Source organism: Actinomycetospora cinnamomea (assembly GCF_003096675.1).
GTDB classification, from domain to species: domain Bacteria; phylum Actinomycetota; class Actinomycetes; order Mycobacteriales; family Pseudonocardiaceae; genus Actinomycetospora; species Actinomycetospora cinnamomea.
Map to the genome: position 1 here is coordinate 1 of NZ_QEKW01000018.1, position 15,193 is coordinate 15,193.

Below are 15,193 nucleotides of genomic sequence, written 5' to 3' on the forward strand. Positions count from 1 at the left end.
CCAGCTTGTCGTGCCCACCCAGCACAATCCAGCCATCACCGGCCACCGAGCCGCGCAACGATCACCAACGTCAAGATCACGAAAGATCCGGGCTAGCCGCCGTAACGCCGGTGGCGGCGCGAGTAATCGCGCAGCGCCCGCAGGAAGTCGATGCGACGGAATTGTGGCCAGAGGGCCTCGGTGAAGTAGAACTCCGAGTGCACCGACTGCCACATCAGGAATCCGGACAGCCGTTGTTCTCCCGACGTGCGGATGACGAGATCCGGGTCCGGCTGGCCCGAGGTGTAGAGGTGCTCGGCGATGTGGTCGACGTCGAGGACCTCGGCGAGCTCCTCGATCGACGTGCCCGCCTCGGCGTGGCGCAGCAGCAGCTTGCGCACGGCGTCGGCGATCTCCTGGCGCCCGCCGTAGCCGATGGCGACGTTGACCTGCATGCCGTCGCGGCCCGCGGTGCTGCCCGCGGCGGCCTCGACGCGCTCGGCGATCCGCCGCGGCAGCGCGTCCGGGTTGCCGACGACCCGCAACCGCCACCGGCGGTCCGGGGCCGCGAGCTCCTCGACCGCCCCGGCGATGATCTCGAGGAGCTGGTCGAGCTCCGCGGCGGGCCGGTCGAGGTTGTCGGTCGAGAGCAGGAACAGGGTGACGACCTCGACCCCCGCCTCCTGGCTCCAGTCGAGCAGGTCGACGATCTTGGCCGCGCCCGCGCGGTGGCCCTCGCTGGGGTCGGCCAGCCCGACCTCCCGGGCCCAGCGCCGGTTGCCGTCGAGGATCACCCCGATGTGGCGGGGCGGCGCGCTCGTCGCGCCGCGGCGGCGCAGCCGCCGCTCGTAGAGCGAGTAGGCGACCCGGCGCAGATCGTCCCGGATTCTCACGGCGAACCACGCTAGCCGGTGGCCGGTCGGCGGCGGACCCCCGTGACGGGCCGGTGACGGTCCCGGGACGCCGGAGCGAACGCCGTCACGGTCGGCCGACGATCGCCCGAGCCCGACCTAGGGTGGGAGCCGTGACCCTCATCGACCCCCTCGCCGAGCCGGCTCCGGTCAAGCCGCGCCTGCGGGGCTGGCTTCACCTGTGGTCGTTCGTGGTGGCCGTCGCAGCCGGGATCACGCTGGTGTCACTGGCCGCGGCGACGGTGTCGGCGGAGGCCGCGGCGGCCGTCGCCGTGTACTCGCTGACCGTCTGCGGCGTGTTCGGGATCAGCGCGCTCTACCACCGCCGGACGTGGGTGACCGCACGCGCCCGGACGCTGATGAAGCGCCTCGACCACGCGATGATCTTCATCTTCATCGCGGGCACCTACACGCCGTTCGCGGTGCTCGCGATGCCGCCGCGGACCGGGGCGATCGTGCTGGCCGTCGTCTGGGCCGGCGCGCTCGGCGGGGTCGCGCTGAAGATGGCGTGGCCGCACGCCCCGCGGTGGGTCGGGGTGCCGTTCTACCTGGCCCTGGGGTGGGTCGCGGTGTTCGTGCTGCCCGACCTGCTCCACCGCGGGGGTGTGGCCGCCCTCGTGCTGCTGATCGTCGGCGGCGCCTTCTACAGCCTCGGCGCCGCGTTCTACGCCCTGCGCCGCCCGGTCGGCTGGCCGGCGACGTTCGGCTATCACGAGTTCTTCCACGCCGCGACGATCGTCGCCGCCGCGTGCCACCACGTGGCGATCTGGCTGGTGCTCTACGCCTGAGGGCGGCGCCCCGGATGATCGGCGGGATCAGCCCTGGGGCGGGACGCCGTCGCCGCTCCCCTGGTCCGGGGTGTCGGTGTCCGAGGCGCCGGACGTGTCGGTGTCGTCGAGCACCGGCCCGCGGGCCCGCAGGTCGTCCACGGCGCTCATGGCGCCCCGCAGCTCGTCCAGCCAGGTGCTCGCGTGCTCGCCGACCAGGGCCACGGCCCAGGCCAGGGCGTCCGAGCGCGACCGGGCGACGCCCGCGTCCACCAGGGTGTCGAGCACGAGCCGCTCGGGCTGGCGCAGCCGCGTCATCACGGGCACCGACAGCGTCGTGAACAGCTCCTCGACGTCGCCGATGCGGGCGCCCCAGGCGACCTTGCGCCCGTAGCGGTGCTCGGCCTGGCGCGCGACCTCCATGCGCTCGCCGCGCGTCTCCTCGCGGAAGCGCTCGATGCGCCCGTGCGCGGCCGCTGCGCGCGCCGCCTCGTCGGTGCCCTCGTCGAGGGTCGGCGCCGGGAGCTCGCCGACCACGAGGATCTCCTCCCGGTCGACGGTGACCGTCGGCGCGCCCGTGAACCAGCCGTCGGGCAGGCGCCCGGCGAGCCAGCCGGCGAGGTCGTCGGTGCCGGGCAGGTCGGTCGGGACGCGCCCGCCGCCACGCCGCCCCGGACCGCCGCGTCCCGGCCGTCCCCGGTGTCCACCACGTCCCACCATCATGGCCGTCTCCTTCGCGTGTTGCTGTGCTTACAGCATTACACGGTTGGTGGGTGCGTGGTGTTCACCCGCGGCGAAAGAGCCGCGTGATCAACGGGGAGTTCGCGCGCGTAGAGGCAGCGAACAGCACGTTCGCTGCATCAGGAGGGCTCAGCGGGCGAGGGCCGCCGCGAGGTCGTCGGTGGCCGTGCGGGGGCGGTCGCAGACGAAGCCGCGGCAGACGTAGGCGGCGGGGGCGCCGGCGACGAGCGGGCGCCCGGCGAGCAGCGGCACGCCCTCGGCGTCGGGCTCCCCCGCGACGACGACGGACCCGCCGGGGGCGTGCCGGCGCGCGGTCTCGGCGAGGCGCTCGCGGCCCGCCCGGCCCTCGGTGCCGTCGTCGGAGACGACGGCGACCTGCAGCGGGCCGTGCGCGGCGGTGTCGGCGACCGCGAGCCACCAGCCGGCGAACCGCGCGTGGCGGGCGAGCAGGCCGCCGACCGACGCGACCGCCGCCTCGGCGAGCTCGCGGTAGCGGCCCGACGCCTCGGGCTCGACGAGCACCGACGCGGTGAGCAGGGCGCCCGCGAGCAGCGAGGACCCGCACGGCGTGGCCCCGTCGGTGACCTCGCGGGGGCGGGTCACGAGGGCCTCGGCGTCGTCGGCGGTGTCCCAGAACCGCCCGGTTGGGGCGCCGTCGTCGTCGGTCTCGGCGAAGTGGGCGAGCGTGGTCTCGAGCAGGGTGCGGGCCTCGGCCAGCCAGCGGGCCTCGCCGGTGGCCTGGTGCAGGGCCAGCAACGCCTCCGCGAGGGCGGCGTGGTCCTCGAGCACCGCGGGCGCGTCGCCGACCACGCCGTCGCGGGAGGTCCGGCGCAGGCGCCCGTCGACGACGTGCACGCGCAGCAGCAGCGAGGCGGCGCGCCGGGCGGCGGCGAGCCACTCGCTGCGGCCCAGGGCCGCCGACGCCTCGACCAGCGCGGTGATGCCCAGGGCGTTCCAGGCGACCACGACCTTGTCGTCGCGCTCGGGCTGCGGGCGGCGCGCCCGCGCCGCGAGCAGGGCCTTGCGCACGGCCTGCCAGCGGCCCGCATCGTCGGGGTCGGCCGGCATCCGGAGCGTGGAGCGGTCGCCGGAGAAGGTGCCGACCGGGCCGACGCCCAGCAGCGCCGCCGCCCACGCCGCGTCGTCGGGGCCGAGGACCTCCGCGAGCTCGTCCGGGCTCCACACGTAGGTCGAGCCCTCCTCCCCGGCCGCGTCGGCGTCGAGCGCGGAGGCGAAGCCGCCGTCGGAGGTGCGCAGGTCGCGCAGGAGGAACGCCGCGGTCATGTCGGTGACGCGGGCGGCGGACCCGGAGCCGGTGAGCCGCGCGAGGTGGGCGTAGACGCGCAGGAGCTGCACGTTGTCGTAGAGCATCTTCTCGAAGTGCGGCACGGTCCACGTCGCGTCGACCGAGTAGCGGGCGAAGCCGCCCGCGAGCTGGTCGAACACCCCGCCGCGGGCCATCGCCTCGGCGGTGATCTCGGTCATCGCCAGCGCGTCGGAGTCGCCGGTGCGCTCGTGGTGGCGCAGCAGGAACTCCAGCACGGCCGACGGCGGGAACTTCGGCGCGCCCCCGAAACCGCCGTGCTCCTCGTCGAAGTCGCGTGTCAGCGCGACGACCGCGCCGGCCAGGGTGTCGTGGTCGACCCCCGCCGCGGGCAGCGAGCGCGACACCGACGACAGGCGCCGGGTGATCGAGCGGGCGGCGTCGCGCACGCGCTCGCCGTCGGAGGTCCACGCCCGGACCACGGCCCCGAGCAGCTGCGTGAACGAGGGCATCCCGCCGTACGGCCGGGCGGGGTAGTAGGTGCCGCAGTGGAACGGGTCGCCGTCGGCGGTGAGGAAGCAGGTCATCGGCCAGCCGCCCTGGCCGGTCATGGCCTGGGTGGCCTCCATGTAGACCGCGTCGACGTCCGGGCGCTCCTCGCGGTCGACCTTGATCGCCACGAAGTGCTCGTTGACGTACGCGGCGACCTCGGGATCCTCGAACGACTCGTGCGCCATGACGTGGCACCAGTGGCAGGCCGCGTAGCCCACCGACAGCAGCACCGGGACTTCCCGGCGCCGCGCCTCGGCGAACGCCGCCTGCGACCAGGGCTGCCAGTCGATGGGGTTGTCGGCGTGCTGTCGCAGGTAGGGGCTGGTGGAGCCGGCGAGCCGGTTGGCCATGACCGGATCGTCGCAGTCGGGAAAGGTCAGGGCGACCCGGCGCCCGGCGGTGCGTCCGTCCGGTCCACGCCCCGTTGCGCCGACCGCCCACCCGGCGTCTGATCGCCGTCCGCGGACGCGGCGTCCTCGTCGCTCGGGGTGCCGTCCGGCGTGTCGCCGGGGGTGTCGAACGACTCCGGCACGTTGCGCAGGCGCTTGGTCATCGACCGGATCAGCAGCGCCGTCGCCAGCCCGAGCAGCAGGATGACGACGAGCGCGATCGGCGACGTCTTGCCGAACTCCTCGCCGCGTTCGGCTCCGGGCGGCGCGGGGGGCGGCGCCGGCACCGACAGCGGCAGCAGCGTCCACCAGACGGCGAGCGGGGTCATGCGCCCACCCGCTCGCGCACGCCGGCGAACAGGTCGTCACCGGGCGCGGCGTTGGTCTCCTCGGTGTCGACGATCGAGCGCGCCAGCTCGTAGTCCTCGGTGGGCCACACGCGCTGCTGCAGCTCGAGCGGCACCGCGAACCACCGCGACGTGGGGTCGATCTGCGTGGCGTGCGCACGCAGGGCGTCGTCACGCACCGAGAACCACTCGCCGCAGGCCACCCGCGTGGTCACCCGCGCGCCGTTGTCCGGGCGCGAGTCGTCCCACTTCTCGAGCCACTCCGCGTAGGGCGACTCCATCCCGGCCTCGAGCATGGCCTCGTGGAAGGCGAGCACGCGCGCCTTGGAGAACCCGTGCGAGTAGTAGAGCTTGAGCGGCTGCCACGGCTCGCCGGCCTCGGGGAACCGGTCGGGGTCGCCCGCGGCCTCGAACGCGGCCACCGACACCTCGTGGCAACGGATGTGGTCGGGGTGCGGGTAGCCGCCGTTCTCGTCGTAGGTGACGAGGACGTGCGGGCGGAACTCGCGGACCACCCGGACCAGGGCCTCGGTGGGCACCTCGAGCGGCTCGAGCGCGAAGCAACCCGGCGGCAGCGGGGGCTTCGGGTCGCCCTCGGGCAGGCCCGAGTCGACGAAGCCGAGCCACCGGTGCGCGACGCCGAGGATCTCCGCGGCGCGGGCCATCTCGCGGCGGCGCGTGCCCGGCATGTCCGCGTGGACCTCGGGGATGTCCATCGCGGGGTTGAGGATGCTGCCCGCCTCCCCGCCCGTGCAGGTGACGACCATGACCTCGACGCCCTCGCTGACGTAGCGCGCGCAGGTGGCGGCACCCTTGCTGGACTCGTCGTCGGGGTGGGCGTGCACCGTCATGAGGCGCAGCGGCTGGTCGTGGTGGAGTGCGCTCATCGTCTGTCCGGAGCCGTCCTCGTGCGTCGTTCTCGGGTCGTCCTGGGTCCGTGCGCGGGTCGGTGCGCGGGGTCGTGCCGGGGAACCCTGCAGTGCAACGCCCCCGCCCTCCTCCATCATCCCCGCCACCCCCGACAGCCTGCCGCGGCCCGCCGCCGGCTCCCGGTCCGAGATCTCCGTCGGGGCGCCCTCCGGCGGAGAAAGCGCAGGTGGGCAAGGCCCTTCACCGCCACCTCATCCTGACCTCCGCACGCTCGGACGGGTTCCACACGGCCCTGCGCGTGTTACCGTGGGGCGACACGGCCCGCATGCCGCGGGCCGTGTTTTTCCGTCTGTGGCCCCCGGGCCGCCGACACCGCCCACCCCGGCGCGGTGTCACCAGTGCCCGCGAGGAGAGCAGGCCACCGACCCGCGCAGCGCGGGCCCGGACCTCCGAGGAGTTGATCACCGTGACCGAGACGCAGACGCAGGTGACCTGGCTGACCCAGGACGCGCACGACCGTCTGAAGGCCGAGCTCGACGACCTCGTCGCCCAGCGTCCCGTGATCGCGCAGAAGATCAACGCCGCGCGCGAGGAGGGCGACCTCAAGGAGAACGGCGGCTACCACGCCGCCCGCGAGGAGCAGGGCGTCATGGAGGCGCGCATCCGGCACCTCCAGGAGCTGCTGCACACCGCGAAGGTCGGCGAGACGCCAACCGAGAGCGGCACCGCCGTGCCCGGCACCGTGCTCACCGTGCGGTTCGAGGGCGACGACGACACCGAGACGTTCCTGCTGGGCTCCCGCGAGGAGGGCGCCCACGGCGAGCTCGAGGTCTACTCCCCCAACTCCCCGCTCGGCTCCGCGCTGCTCGGCGCGAAGGCCGGCGACACCGTGAGCTACGACCTCCCCGACGGCGGGTCCATGCAGGTCACGCTGATCTCGGCGGAGCCGTACCGCCCCTGAGGGGGTGACCGGGGGCGCTACTCCGCCGCCACGTCGTAGCCCGCCACCGCCAGTTCCGCGAGGATCGCCGCCCGGTGGTCGTGGCCCCGCGCCTCGAGCGTGAGGGCCACGTCCACCGTGCCGGGCACCGGTCCCGGTCCCGAGCCCGACGCGGTGAGCCGGCGGTGCTCGACGTCGACCACGTTCCCGCCCGCGCGTCCCACGAGCCTCAGGACGTCGGCGAGGTAGCCGGGTCGGTCGGGGAGCCGCACGCGCAGCGCGGCGTAGCGGCCGGCGGCCACGAGGCCCCGGCGTACCAGGTCGACCAGGAGCACCGGGTCGACGTTGCCGCCGGACACCACGGCCACGAGGGGAGCGGGCCAGCGTCCCGGGTACTCGGCCACCGCGGCCGCGGCCGCCGCTCCGGCCGGCTCGACCAGCAGCTTGTCGCGCTCGAGGCAACGGAGCACCCCGCGGGCCAGGGCCTCCTCGTCCACGGTGACGATCTCGTCCACCAGCGCCCGGACGTGCGCGAACGTCACGTCGCCCGGCCGGGAGACCGCGATGCCGTCGGCGATCGTCGCGCCCGCGACGCCCGTCGGGGCGCCCGCGGCCAGCGACGGCGGCCACGCGGCGAGCCCCGCGGCCTGCGCCCCGACCACCCGCACCCCGGCGGGGACGCACGCCGCGGCGATGCCCGCGAGCAGCCCGCCGCCGCCCGTGCACACCACCACGGTGGCGACCTCGGGCACCTGCTCGAGGATCTCCAGCCCCACCGTGCCCTGCCCGGCGACGATGTCCGGGTGGTCGAACGGGTGGATCAGCACCGCCCCGGTGCGCGCGGCGAAGTCGGTGGCGGCCGTGAACGTCTCGTCCAGCGAGTCGACGAGCTCCACCTGCGCGCCGTACTCGCGCGTGGCCTCCACCTTGGGCAGCGGCGCCCCGGCCGGCATGAACACCGTCGCCCGCGTGCCCAGCAGCTGCGCCGCCAGGGCCACGCCCTGCGCGTGGTTGCCGGCGCTGGCCGCGACGACGCCCGCGGCACGCTCGTCGGCGGTGAGCCGCTGGATGCGCCGGTACGCGCCGCGGATCTTGAAGCTGCCCGCGCGCTGGAGGTTCTCGCACTTGAGCAGGACGGGTCCGTTCACCGCCTCCTCGAGCACCCGCGACGGCGTCACCGGCGTCTCGCGGACCACCCCGGCCAGCGCCGCCCGGGCGGCCTCGATGTCGTCCCGTCCCACCAGCTCCACGCCCCCGATCCTGCCGTGCCTCCCCGACGAACGGACCGACGAGTGGGCCGATGAGCGGAACGGGGCGGGGTCGGCGGTGCGTGGCGCGACCGGTCGTCGCTCCGGCGCGGACGCCGGTCGCCCGATGGTGCGCGTCCCGGGTCGTCGCCGCGGACGCCGGTAGCCTCGTGGGGAGAGCGTGAGGTGAAGGGGTGGGAGTGGTGGTCACGGCCGGCCCGGAGTCGCGAGTGCCGCGCGGTTCGCGCGCTGCCCGCGCTCTCCCGCTCGTCCTCGCCGCGCTGCTGGCGGTCGCGGCGCTGGGCACCGTCGGCTCGGCGGGTTGCGACGACCCGGGCTACTACGTGAGCACCCCCGAGGGCGACGTCGCCCTCGTCGGCGGCTGCCTCGCACCCGGCGAGCTCGACCCGCTCGAGACCGACCCCGTCGCCCACGACCCGATGGCTCGCCGCGGGTAGTCCCGCCGCGCCAGGATCGCGGCGTGACCGCATCGACGTTCGACCCCCGCGCCCTGCTCGCCGAGAGCCGTCTCGGGGTCCTCGCCACGATCAGGACGAACGGGCTCCCCCAGCTCTCGCCCGTCATGCCCTTCTACGACCGCGACGCCGACACGCTCTCGGTGTCGATGACCGAGGGCCGCGCCAAGACCGCCAACCTGCGCCGCGACCCGCGTGCGGCGCTCGAGGTCACCAGCGCCGACGGCTGGTCCTGGGCCACCGCCGAGGGGCCGGTGACGCTGACCGGGCCGGGAGACGACCCGCACGGTCCCGAGGTGGAGGCCCTCGTCGCCTACTACCGCCGGGCGGCCGGCGAGCACCCCGACTGGGACGACTACCGGGCGACGATGGTGTCCGACCGCCGCGTGCTCATGGTCATGACCGTCGAGCACGTCTATGGCGCGCGGCTGGGCTGAGGGCCCTACCGCTGAGACCCCTACTTCAGGGCGTCGAGCGCCTGCCGCACGTCGTCGACGAGGTCCTCGACGTCCTCCAGGCCCACCGAGAGGCGCACGAGGTCGGCGGGCACCTCGAGCAGGGACCCGGCCGCCGAGGCGTGGGTCATGGCGCCCGGGTGCTCGACGAGCGACTCCACGCCGCCCAGCGACTCGGCGAGGGTGAACACCCGGGTGGCCGCACAGAACGCCCTCGCGGCCTCCTCGCCGCCGGCGACGCGCGCCGAGACCATGCCGCCGAATCGGCGCATCTGCTTGGCCGCCACCTCGTGCCCGGGGTGGTCGGCGCGGCCCGGGTAGAGCACGGCGGTGACCGCGGGGTGCGCGGCGAGGGCGTCGGCGACGCGCTCGGCGTTGTCGCTGTGGCGCTCCATGCGCACCGCGAGGGTCTTGAGCCCCCGTTGGGTGAGGAAGGCGTCGAACGGCGAGGGCACCGCGCCCATCCCGTTCTGCATGCGCCCGAGCGTCGCGTCGAGCTCGGCGTCGTCGGTGACCACGGCCCCGCCGACGACGTCGGAGTGACCGCCCAGGTACTTGGTCGTCGAGTGCACGACGGCGTGCGCGCCGAGCGCGATCGGCGTCTGCAGGTACGGCGAGGCGAAGGTGTTGTCCACGACCAGCAGGAGGTCGTGCTCGCGGGCCAGCCCGCCGAGCGCCGCGATGTCGGCGATGCCCAGCAGCGGGTTGGTCGGCGTCTCGCACCACAGCACGCGGGTGGTCGGCCGGACCGCCGCGCGCACGGCGTCCGGGTCGGCGGTGTCGACGGCGGTGTATTCGACACCCCAGTCGGCGTAGACCGTCGAGATCAGCCGGTAGGTGCCGCCGTAGGCGTCGAGCGGGATGAGCACGTGGTCGCCGGGGCGCAGGACGCCGCGCAGCAGCGCGTCCTCGGCCGCCATGCCGGACGCGAACGCCCGGGCGTGGCGCGCCCCCTCGAGCGAGGCGAGGGTGGTCTCCAGCGCGGTGCGCGTGGGGTTGCCGGTGCGCGCGTACTCGTAGCCCGCGCGCAGGCCGCCGACGCCGTCCTGGGCGAACGTCGAGGTGGCGAAGATGGGCACGACCACCGAGCCCGTCGTCGGGTCGGGCTCCTGGCCGTCGTGCAGGGCGCGGGTGGAGAAACCGCCGGATCCGCTCACCTCGCCCAGGGTACGAGCGGCTCACTGGCCCCCGTCGTGCCACCCGCCCGTGGCCAGGAACTCCAGGACGTCGGCCCGCGTGACGATGCCCGCCGGCCGCCCGTCGACGATGACGAGCGCGCCGTCGCCCCCGCGCAGCGCGTCCATCGCCTTCGACAGCGGCTCGGTGCCGCCGAGGGTGGGCAGCGGGTCGGACAGGTGCGCCTCGACGGGGTCGGTGAGCGCGGCCCTGCCGTTGAACAGCTTGTCGAGCAGGTCGCGGGTCGTCACCGCGCCCCGCACCTCGGCCGCCATCACCGGCGGCTCGGCCTTGACGATCGGCATCTGCGAGACCCCGAACTCGCGCATGATCGACACCGCGTCGGAGACCGTCTCGTTCGGGTGACCGTGCACGAGGTCGGGCATCGAGCCGTCCTTGCGACGCAGCACGTCACCGACGGTCCACTCGGCGTTGTTCGGGGTCAGGAAGCCGTACGAGGCCATCCAGCCGTCGTTGAACACGGTGGACAGGTAGCCGCGCCCGCCGTCGGGCAGCAGCACCACGACGACGTCGTCCGGACCCGCCTGCTCGGCGACCTTCGCCGCCGCGCACACCGCCATCCCGCAGGAACCGCCGACGAGCAGGGCCTCCTCGCGGGCCAGGCGGCGCGTCATGTGGAAGGAGTCGCCGTCGGGCACGGCGATGATCTCGTCGGGGACACCCCGGTCGTAGGTGGTGGGCCAGAAGTCCTCGCCGACGCCCTCGACGAGGTAGGGACGCCCGTCGCCGCCGGAGTAGACCGAGCCCACCGGGTCGGCACCGACGATGCGCACGCGTCCGTCCGAGACGTCCTTGAGGTAGTGCCCGGTACCCGAGATAGTGCCACCGGTGCCGACGCCGGCCACGAAGTGGGTGATGCGCCCCTCGGTCTGCTCCCAGATCTCCGGGCCGGTGGAGGCGACGTGCGACGCCGGGTTCGCCGGGTTGGCGTACTGGTTGGGCTTCCAGCCGCCGGGCGTCTCCCGGGCGAGGCGGTCGGAGACCGAGTAGTAGGAGTCGGGGTGCTCGGGGGCCACGGCGGCCGGGCACACCACCACCTCGGCGCCGTAGGCGCGCAGGGTGTCGCGCTTCGCCGGGCTGACCTTGTCGGGCACGACGAAGATGCAGTGGTAGCCCCGCTGCTGGGCGATGATCGAGAGCCCGATGCCCGTGTTGCCCGACGTCGGCTCGACGATCGTGCCGCCGGGCCGCAGCTCCCCCGAGGCCTCGGCCGCGTCGATCATCCGCTCGGCGATGCGGTCCTTCACGCTGCCGCCGGGGTTGAGGTACTCGACCTTGGCGAGCACCAGCGGGGCGTCGGGACCGGTCGGCACGACGTTGTTGAGCCGGACCAGCGGCGTGTTGCCGACGAGGTCGGCGACGTGCTCGACGTAGCGCATGCCACCATCCTCCGGCTTCGCGGCCCGCCGCGCCGCCCGCCCCCTCGCTCGTGCGGGGGATCACGTCGCCGGACGCACGGAGGGCGCGCGGTCGTGGCGTCGGTCGTAGTGTCGGTGCATGGTCGACCCTGGCCGCGAGGCCGTCATCGTGTCCGCCGTCCGCTCGCCGATCGGCCGCGCCCGCAAGGGCTCCCTGGCCACGCTGCGACCCGACGACCTCACCGCCCAGGTGGTGCGCGCCGCCCTCGACGCGGTGCCGGCCCTCGACCCCATGGAGGTCGAGGACCTGCTGCTCGGCTGCGGGCTGCCCGGCGGCGAGCAGGGCCACAACCTCGCGCGGATCGTGGCCGTCGAGCTCGGGATGGACACGCTGCCCGGCGCGACGATCACGCGCTACTGCTCGTCGTCGCTGCAGACCGCGCGGATGGCGGCGCACGCGATCCGCGCCGGGGAGGGCGACGTCTTCCTCGCCGGCGGCGTCGAGACCGTCTCGCGGTTCGACAAGGGCAACTCCGACTCGCTGCCCGACACCCACAACCCCCTCTTCGCCGACGCCGAGCACCGCACCGCCGAGGTGGCCGCGGCCGGCGCGTCCGAGTGGCACGACCCGCGCGACGACGGCCTGCTGCCCGACCCCTACATCGCCATGGGCCAGACCGCCGAGAACGTCGCGCTGCGCGAGGGCGTGAGCCGCGAGGAGATGGACCGGTACGCGCTGCGCTGCCAGCAGCTCGCCGCCGAGGGCTGGCAGAACGGGTTCTGGGAGCGCGAGATCACACCGGTCACGCTGGCCGACGGCTCGGTCGTGTCCCGCGACGACAGCCCGCGCCCCGACACCACGTTCGAGGGGCTGCAGTCCCTCAAGCCCGTGTTCCGCCCCGACGGCCGGATCACCGCCGGCAACGCGTGCCCGCTCAACGACGGCGCCGCGGCCCTGGTGATCATGTCCGCCGAGCGCGCCGAGGCGCTCGGCATCACCCCGCTCGCACGCATCGTCTCCACCGCCGTCAGCGCCCTGTCCCCGGAAATCATGGGGCTCGGGCCGATCGAGGCGTCCGCCCGCGCCCTGGCCCGGGCGGGGCTCACCGTGCACGACGTCGACCTGGTGGAGATCAACGAGGCCTTCGCCGCCCAGGTCATCCCCTCGGCCCGCGGGCTGGGCATGGACGAGGACGAGATGGAGGGCAAGCTGAACCGCCACGGCGGCTCGATCGCCGTCGGCCACCCGTTCGGCATGACGGGCGCGCGCATCGCCACGACGCTGATCAACGGCCTGCGCACCCGCGACGCCACCCTGGGCCTCGAGAGCATGTGCGTCGGCGGCGGGCAGGGCATGGCGATGGTGCTCGAGCGCCTGAGCTGACCCACCCCGCACCCGGCGGGGTCGCGTGGCTCGGCGGGGTGGTGGGAGCGAGGGTCACCTCCGCTCCGTGGGACGCACCCAGGGACGCCCTCGCGGCGCGGCCCGCGCTCGGCGTCGGCGCGAGCGTGTGGAGCGAGGGTCACCTCCGGTGCGTGGGACGCACCCAGGGACGCCCTCGCTGCACCGTCGGGGCAGGGCGAGGGAGCGCGACGGAACCGTCAGGACCGGGGCGCCGTCGAACCCCGTGTGAGCCGTCGTCGCAACATCGACTGGGTCGCCGTCCAGCAAGCGGCCCTCCACGACCAGATCCGTCACGCCGATCTCCTCGAGCTCGGGGTCCTGTCGAGCACCATCGCCCGCAAGGTGCAGGCGAAGGTCTGGGGCCGGAGCGCGTTCGGCGTGATCTCCCTGAGCGGTCCGCCGCGCACGCGGGACCAGGAGCTGGCCGCCGCCGTGCTGTACGGCGGACCCGGCGCCGTCCTGTCGGGCGCGGCCGCGGCGCGCCTCCACGGACTCGAGCGTCTGCCCCAGGAGGCCGAGGGCACCGCGCTGGTGCTCGTCGAGCACGGGCGCCACCGCGTGTCGCGCGGTCCGATCACCGTCGAACGCACCCACCGGGTCCCCGAGGCCCAGCTCGTCAGGGATCTGCCGGTGGCGCCCCTCCCCCGTGCCGTGGTCGACGCCGCACGCCGTCTCGGCGACACCGACGCCATCCGCGCCCTGCTCGCCGAGGCGGTCCAGCGCCGCCTCACGACCCCGCGGGAACTGCGATCCGAGCTCGAGGAGGGCTGTGGGCGCGGGACGGCGCGGGTACGCCCGGTGCTCACCGAGATCGAGGACGGGGTGCGCTCGGTCCCCGAGGCGTGGGCGCGGACTCTCGCCGCCTCGATCCCCGACCTGCCGCCGATGATGTGGAACCGACGGATCGTCACCGCGGACAGGGCGTGGCTCGCCGACCCCGACGGCTGGCTGGACGACGTCGGGCTCGCCTGGGAGATCCACTCCTTCCGCCACCACGCCGACCCCGAGGCGTTCGACGCGACGATGCGGCGCCAGGCACGGATGACGGGCCACGACGTGCACGTCGTGGCCCACACCCCGCGCCAGCTCCGCGACGACCGTGCGCAGGTCGCGCGGATCTCCTCGCCGCTTACGCGGCGGCGTCTGGCCGGCCGCGCCCCGCCGTCCGCGTGCTCCGGACCGCGTGACGCACCGAGTGAGGGGAGCGAGGGCGTCCCTCGCTGCTTCCCACGCACTCAGGGCGTCCCTCGCTCATCCGGCGCGCCGCCTCGCGCACGCAGCCGAGGCGTCCCTTGCTGCCTCCCACGCAGCCAGGGCGTCCCTCGCTGCTCGACCGCGCACCCGGCACCGCGCACCCGGCACCGCGCCGCGCACCCCCGAACACACGACGACCCCTCCCGGCGCTGCCGGGAGGGGTCGTCGGTCGGGTGTCAGCTCACTCGCGGAAGTAACTGAGCAGGCGCAGGATCTCGATGTAGAGCCAGACCAGCGTGGTCATGAAGCCGAAGGCGAGGTACCAGGCGAACCGCGCGGGGACGCCGGCCTTGACCGCCTGGTCGGCCTGGTCGAAGTCGAGCAGCAGCATGAACGCGCCGATCGCGATGCAGACCAGGCTGAAGACGATCGCCAGGGCGCCGCCGTCACGCAGGCCCATGCCGCCGGGGATGAAGAAGCCCGCGACGAGGTTGACCAGCATGAGGATCACGACGCCGATGGCGGCACCGATGACCATCTTGGTCAGCCGGGGCGTCACGCGGATGGCGCCGGTCTTGTACACGACGAGCATGCCGATGAACACGCCGAGCGTGGCCAGGACGGCCTGCGCGCCGATGCCGGCGAAGCTGGAGCCGCCCGGCGAGGTGGCCAGGCCCTGGAAGAGCGCGGTGATCGCACCCAGGGCCATGCCCTCGGCCGCGGAGTAGCCCAGCACCAGCCACTTGTTGGTGCTCTGCTTGAAGATGATGACCAGGGCGAGGACGAGGCCGACGACGAAGCCGACCAGGCCGAGCGCGAGGAACCCGCTCCACGCCGTGAGCACACCCGCCACGAGGGCGAGCGCGATGTTGATGGCGGTCTTCTGGACCACGTCGTCGACGGTGAGCGGCCGGTCGTCCGTCGCCGATGTGGCCGGCGGAGTGCCGCCTCCGCCGAACATGCCTCCGGCACCGGCCATGCCGGCCGGGGCGTCGCCGAACCGCGCGTACCCACCCGGTGAGGTGGGCAGGTTGCGGAACGCCGGGTTGCTGCTGGTGCGCACCTCTCGTCCTCCTCCGTAGCGGAGCCTGACCCGATGGC

General features: G+C 74.5%; 15 protein-coding genes. 6 read left to right on the plus strand and 9 right to left on the minus strand.

Annotation, left to right across the window (positions count from 1 at the left end):
• Positions 1–92: 92 nt before the first annotated feature.
• Complete coding sequence (locus tag C8D89_RS23815) at positions 93–854, minus strand: isoprenyl transferase (protein WP_116710699.1); 762 nt, start codon at positions 852–854, stop codon at positions 93–95.
• A 149-nt stretch (positions 855–1,003) separates the two neighbouring features.
• On the opposite strand from C8D89_RS23815, the gene trhA reads away from it, so the two are divergent.
• The gene (gene trhA, locus C8D89_RS23820; protein ID WP_116710633.1) at positions 1,004–1,678 is read left to right on the plus strand and encodes a PAQR family membrane homeostasis protein TrhA; all 675 of its coding nucleotides are present in this window, start codon (positions 1,004–1,006) and stop codon (positions 1,676–1,678) included.
• 27 nt (positions 1,679–1,705) lie between these two features.
• On the opposite strand, the gene C8D89_RS23825 is transcribed toward trhA, so the two are convergent.
• The 4 genes from C8D89_RS23825 to mca form a co-directional block, all read right to left on the minus strand.
• Entirely contained in the window at positions 1,706–2,377 is a 672-nt protein-coding gene (locus C8D89_RS23825) for a hypothetical protein (RefSeq protein WP_243418340.1), read from the minus strand.
• A gap of 150 nt (positions 2,378–2,527) precedes the next feature.
• Positions 2,528–4,564, minus strand: coding sequence for a thioredoxin domain-containing protein (locus C8D89_RS23830; RefSeq protein ID WP_116710634.1), 2,037 nt, complete (start codon positions 4,562–4,564; stop codon positions 2,528–2,530).
• A gap of 26 nt (positions 4,565–4,590) precedes the next feature.
• Positions 4,591–4,932, minus strand: a complete 342-nt coding sequence (locus C8D89_RS23835) for a hypothetical protein (RefSeq protein WP_116710635.1) — start codon at positions 4,930–4,932, stop codon at positions 4,591–4,593.
• Positions 4,929–5,837 carry a mycothiol conjugate amidase Mca gene (gene mca / locus C8D89_RS23840; RefSeq protein WP_116710636.1) on the minus strand — a complete coding sequence of 303 codons (909 nt, stop codon included), beginning with the start codon at positions 5,835–5,837 and terminating at the stop codon, positions 4,929–4,931. The genes C8D89_RS23835 and mca overlap by 4 nt, the downstream gene beginning before the upstream one ends.
• A gap of 449 nt (positions 5,838–6,286) precedes the next feature.
• Here mca and greA point away from each other — a divergent pair, with 449 nt between their 5' ends.
• The gene (gene greA, locus C8D89_RS23845) at positions 6,287–6,781 is read left to right on the plus strand and encodes a transcription elongation factor GreA (RefSeq protein WP_116710637.1); all 495 of its coding nucleotides are present in this window, start codon (positions 6,287–6,289) and stop codon (positions 6,779–6,781) included.
• 17 nt (positions 6,782–6,798) lie between these two features.
• On the opposite strand, the gene C8D89_RS23850 is transcribed toward greA, so the two are convergent.
• Positions 6,799–8,010 carry a threonine ammonia-lyase gene (locus C8D89_RS23850; protein WP_116710638.1) on the minus strand — a complete coding sequence of 404 codons (1,212 nt, stop codon included), beginning with the start codon at positions 8,008–8,010 and terminating at the stop codon, positions 6,799–6,801.
• 191 nt (positions 8,011–8,201) lie between these two features.
• Here C8D89_RS23850 and C8D89_RS23855 point away from each other — a divergent pair, with 191 nt between their 5' ends.
• Both C8D89_RS23855 and C8D89_RS23860 read left to right on the plus strand, forming a co-directional pair.
• Positions 8,202–8,465 (plus strand): hypothetical protein, encoded by a 264-nt coding sequence (locus C8D89_RS23855; RefSeq protein ID WP_243418334.1) that lies wholly within the window; start codon positions 8,202–8,204, stop codon positions 8,463–8,465.
• Between the two features lie 23 nt (positions 8,466–8,488).
• Positions 8,489–8,920: a PPOX class F420-dependent oxidoreductase gene (locus C8D89_RS23860; RefSeq protein ID WP_116710639.1), complete on the plus strand. Its 432-nt coding sequence runs from the start codon at positions 8,489–8,491 to the stop codon at positions 8,918–8,920.
• Positions 8,921–8,940: 20 nt separating this feature from the next.
• Here the strand turns inward: C8D89_RS23860 and C8D89_RS23865 are convergent, their stop codons facing one another.
• Positions 8,941–10,095 (minus strand): cystathionine gamma-synthase, encoded by a 1,155-nt coding sequence (locus tag C8D89_RS23865; RefSeq protein ID WP_116710640.1) that lies wholly within the window; start codon positions 10,093–10,095, stop codon positions 8,941–8,943.
• Between the two features lie 21 nt (positions 10,096–10,116).
• Positions 10,117–11,514: a cystathionine beta-synthase gene (locus C8D89_RS23870; RefSeq protein WP_116710641.1), complete on the minus strand. Its 1,398-nt coding sequence runs from the start codon at positions 11,512–11,514 to the stop codon at positions 10,117–10,119.
• A 118-nt stretch (positions 11,515–11,632) separates the two neighbouring features.
• Between C8D89_RS23870 and C8D89_RS23875 the strand changes: the two genes are divergently transcribed.
• Together C8D89_RS23875 and C8D89_RS23880 are read left to right on the plus strand one after the other, a co-directional pair.
• Positions 11,633–12,877 (plus strand): acetyl-CoA C-acetyltransferase, encoded by a 1,245-nt coding sequence (locus tag C8D89_RS23875; RefSeq protein WP_116710642.1) that lies wholly within the window; start codon positions 11,633–11,635, stop codon positions 12,875–12,877.
• Between the two features lie 246 nt (positions 12,878–13,123).
• Complete coding sequence (locus C8D89_RS23880) at positions 13,124–14,353, plus strand: hypothetical protein (protein WP_116710643.1); 1,230 nt, start codon at positions 13,124–13,126, stop codon at positions 14,351–14,353.
• Here C8D89_RS23880 and C8D89_RS23885 read toward each other — a convergent pair.
• A complete protein-coding gene (locus C8D89_RS23885; protein ID WP_116710644.1) occupies positions 14,334–15,155 on the minus strand; it encodes a Bax inhibitor-1/YccA family protein in 822 nt (273 codons plus the stop codon). The genes C8D89_RS23880 and C8D89_RS23885 overlap by 20 nt on opposite strands.
• Positions 15,156–15,193 lie beyond the last annotated feature (38 nt).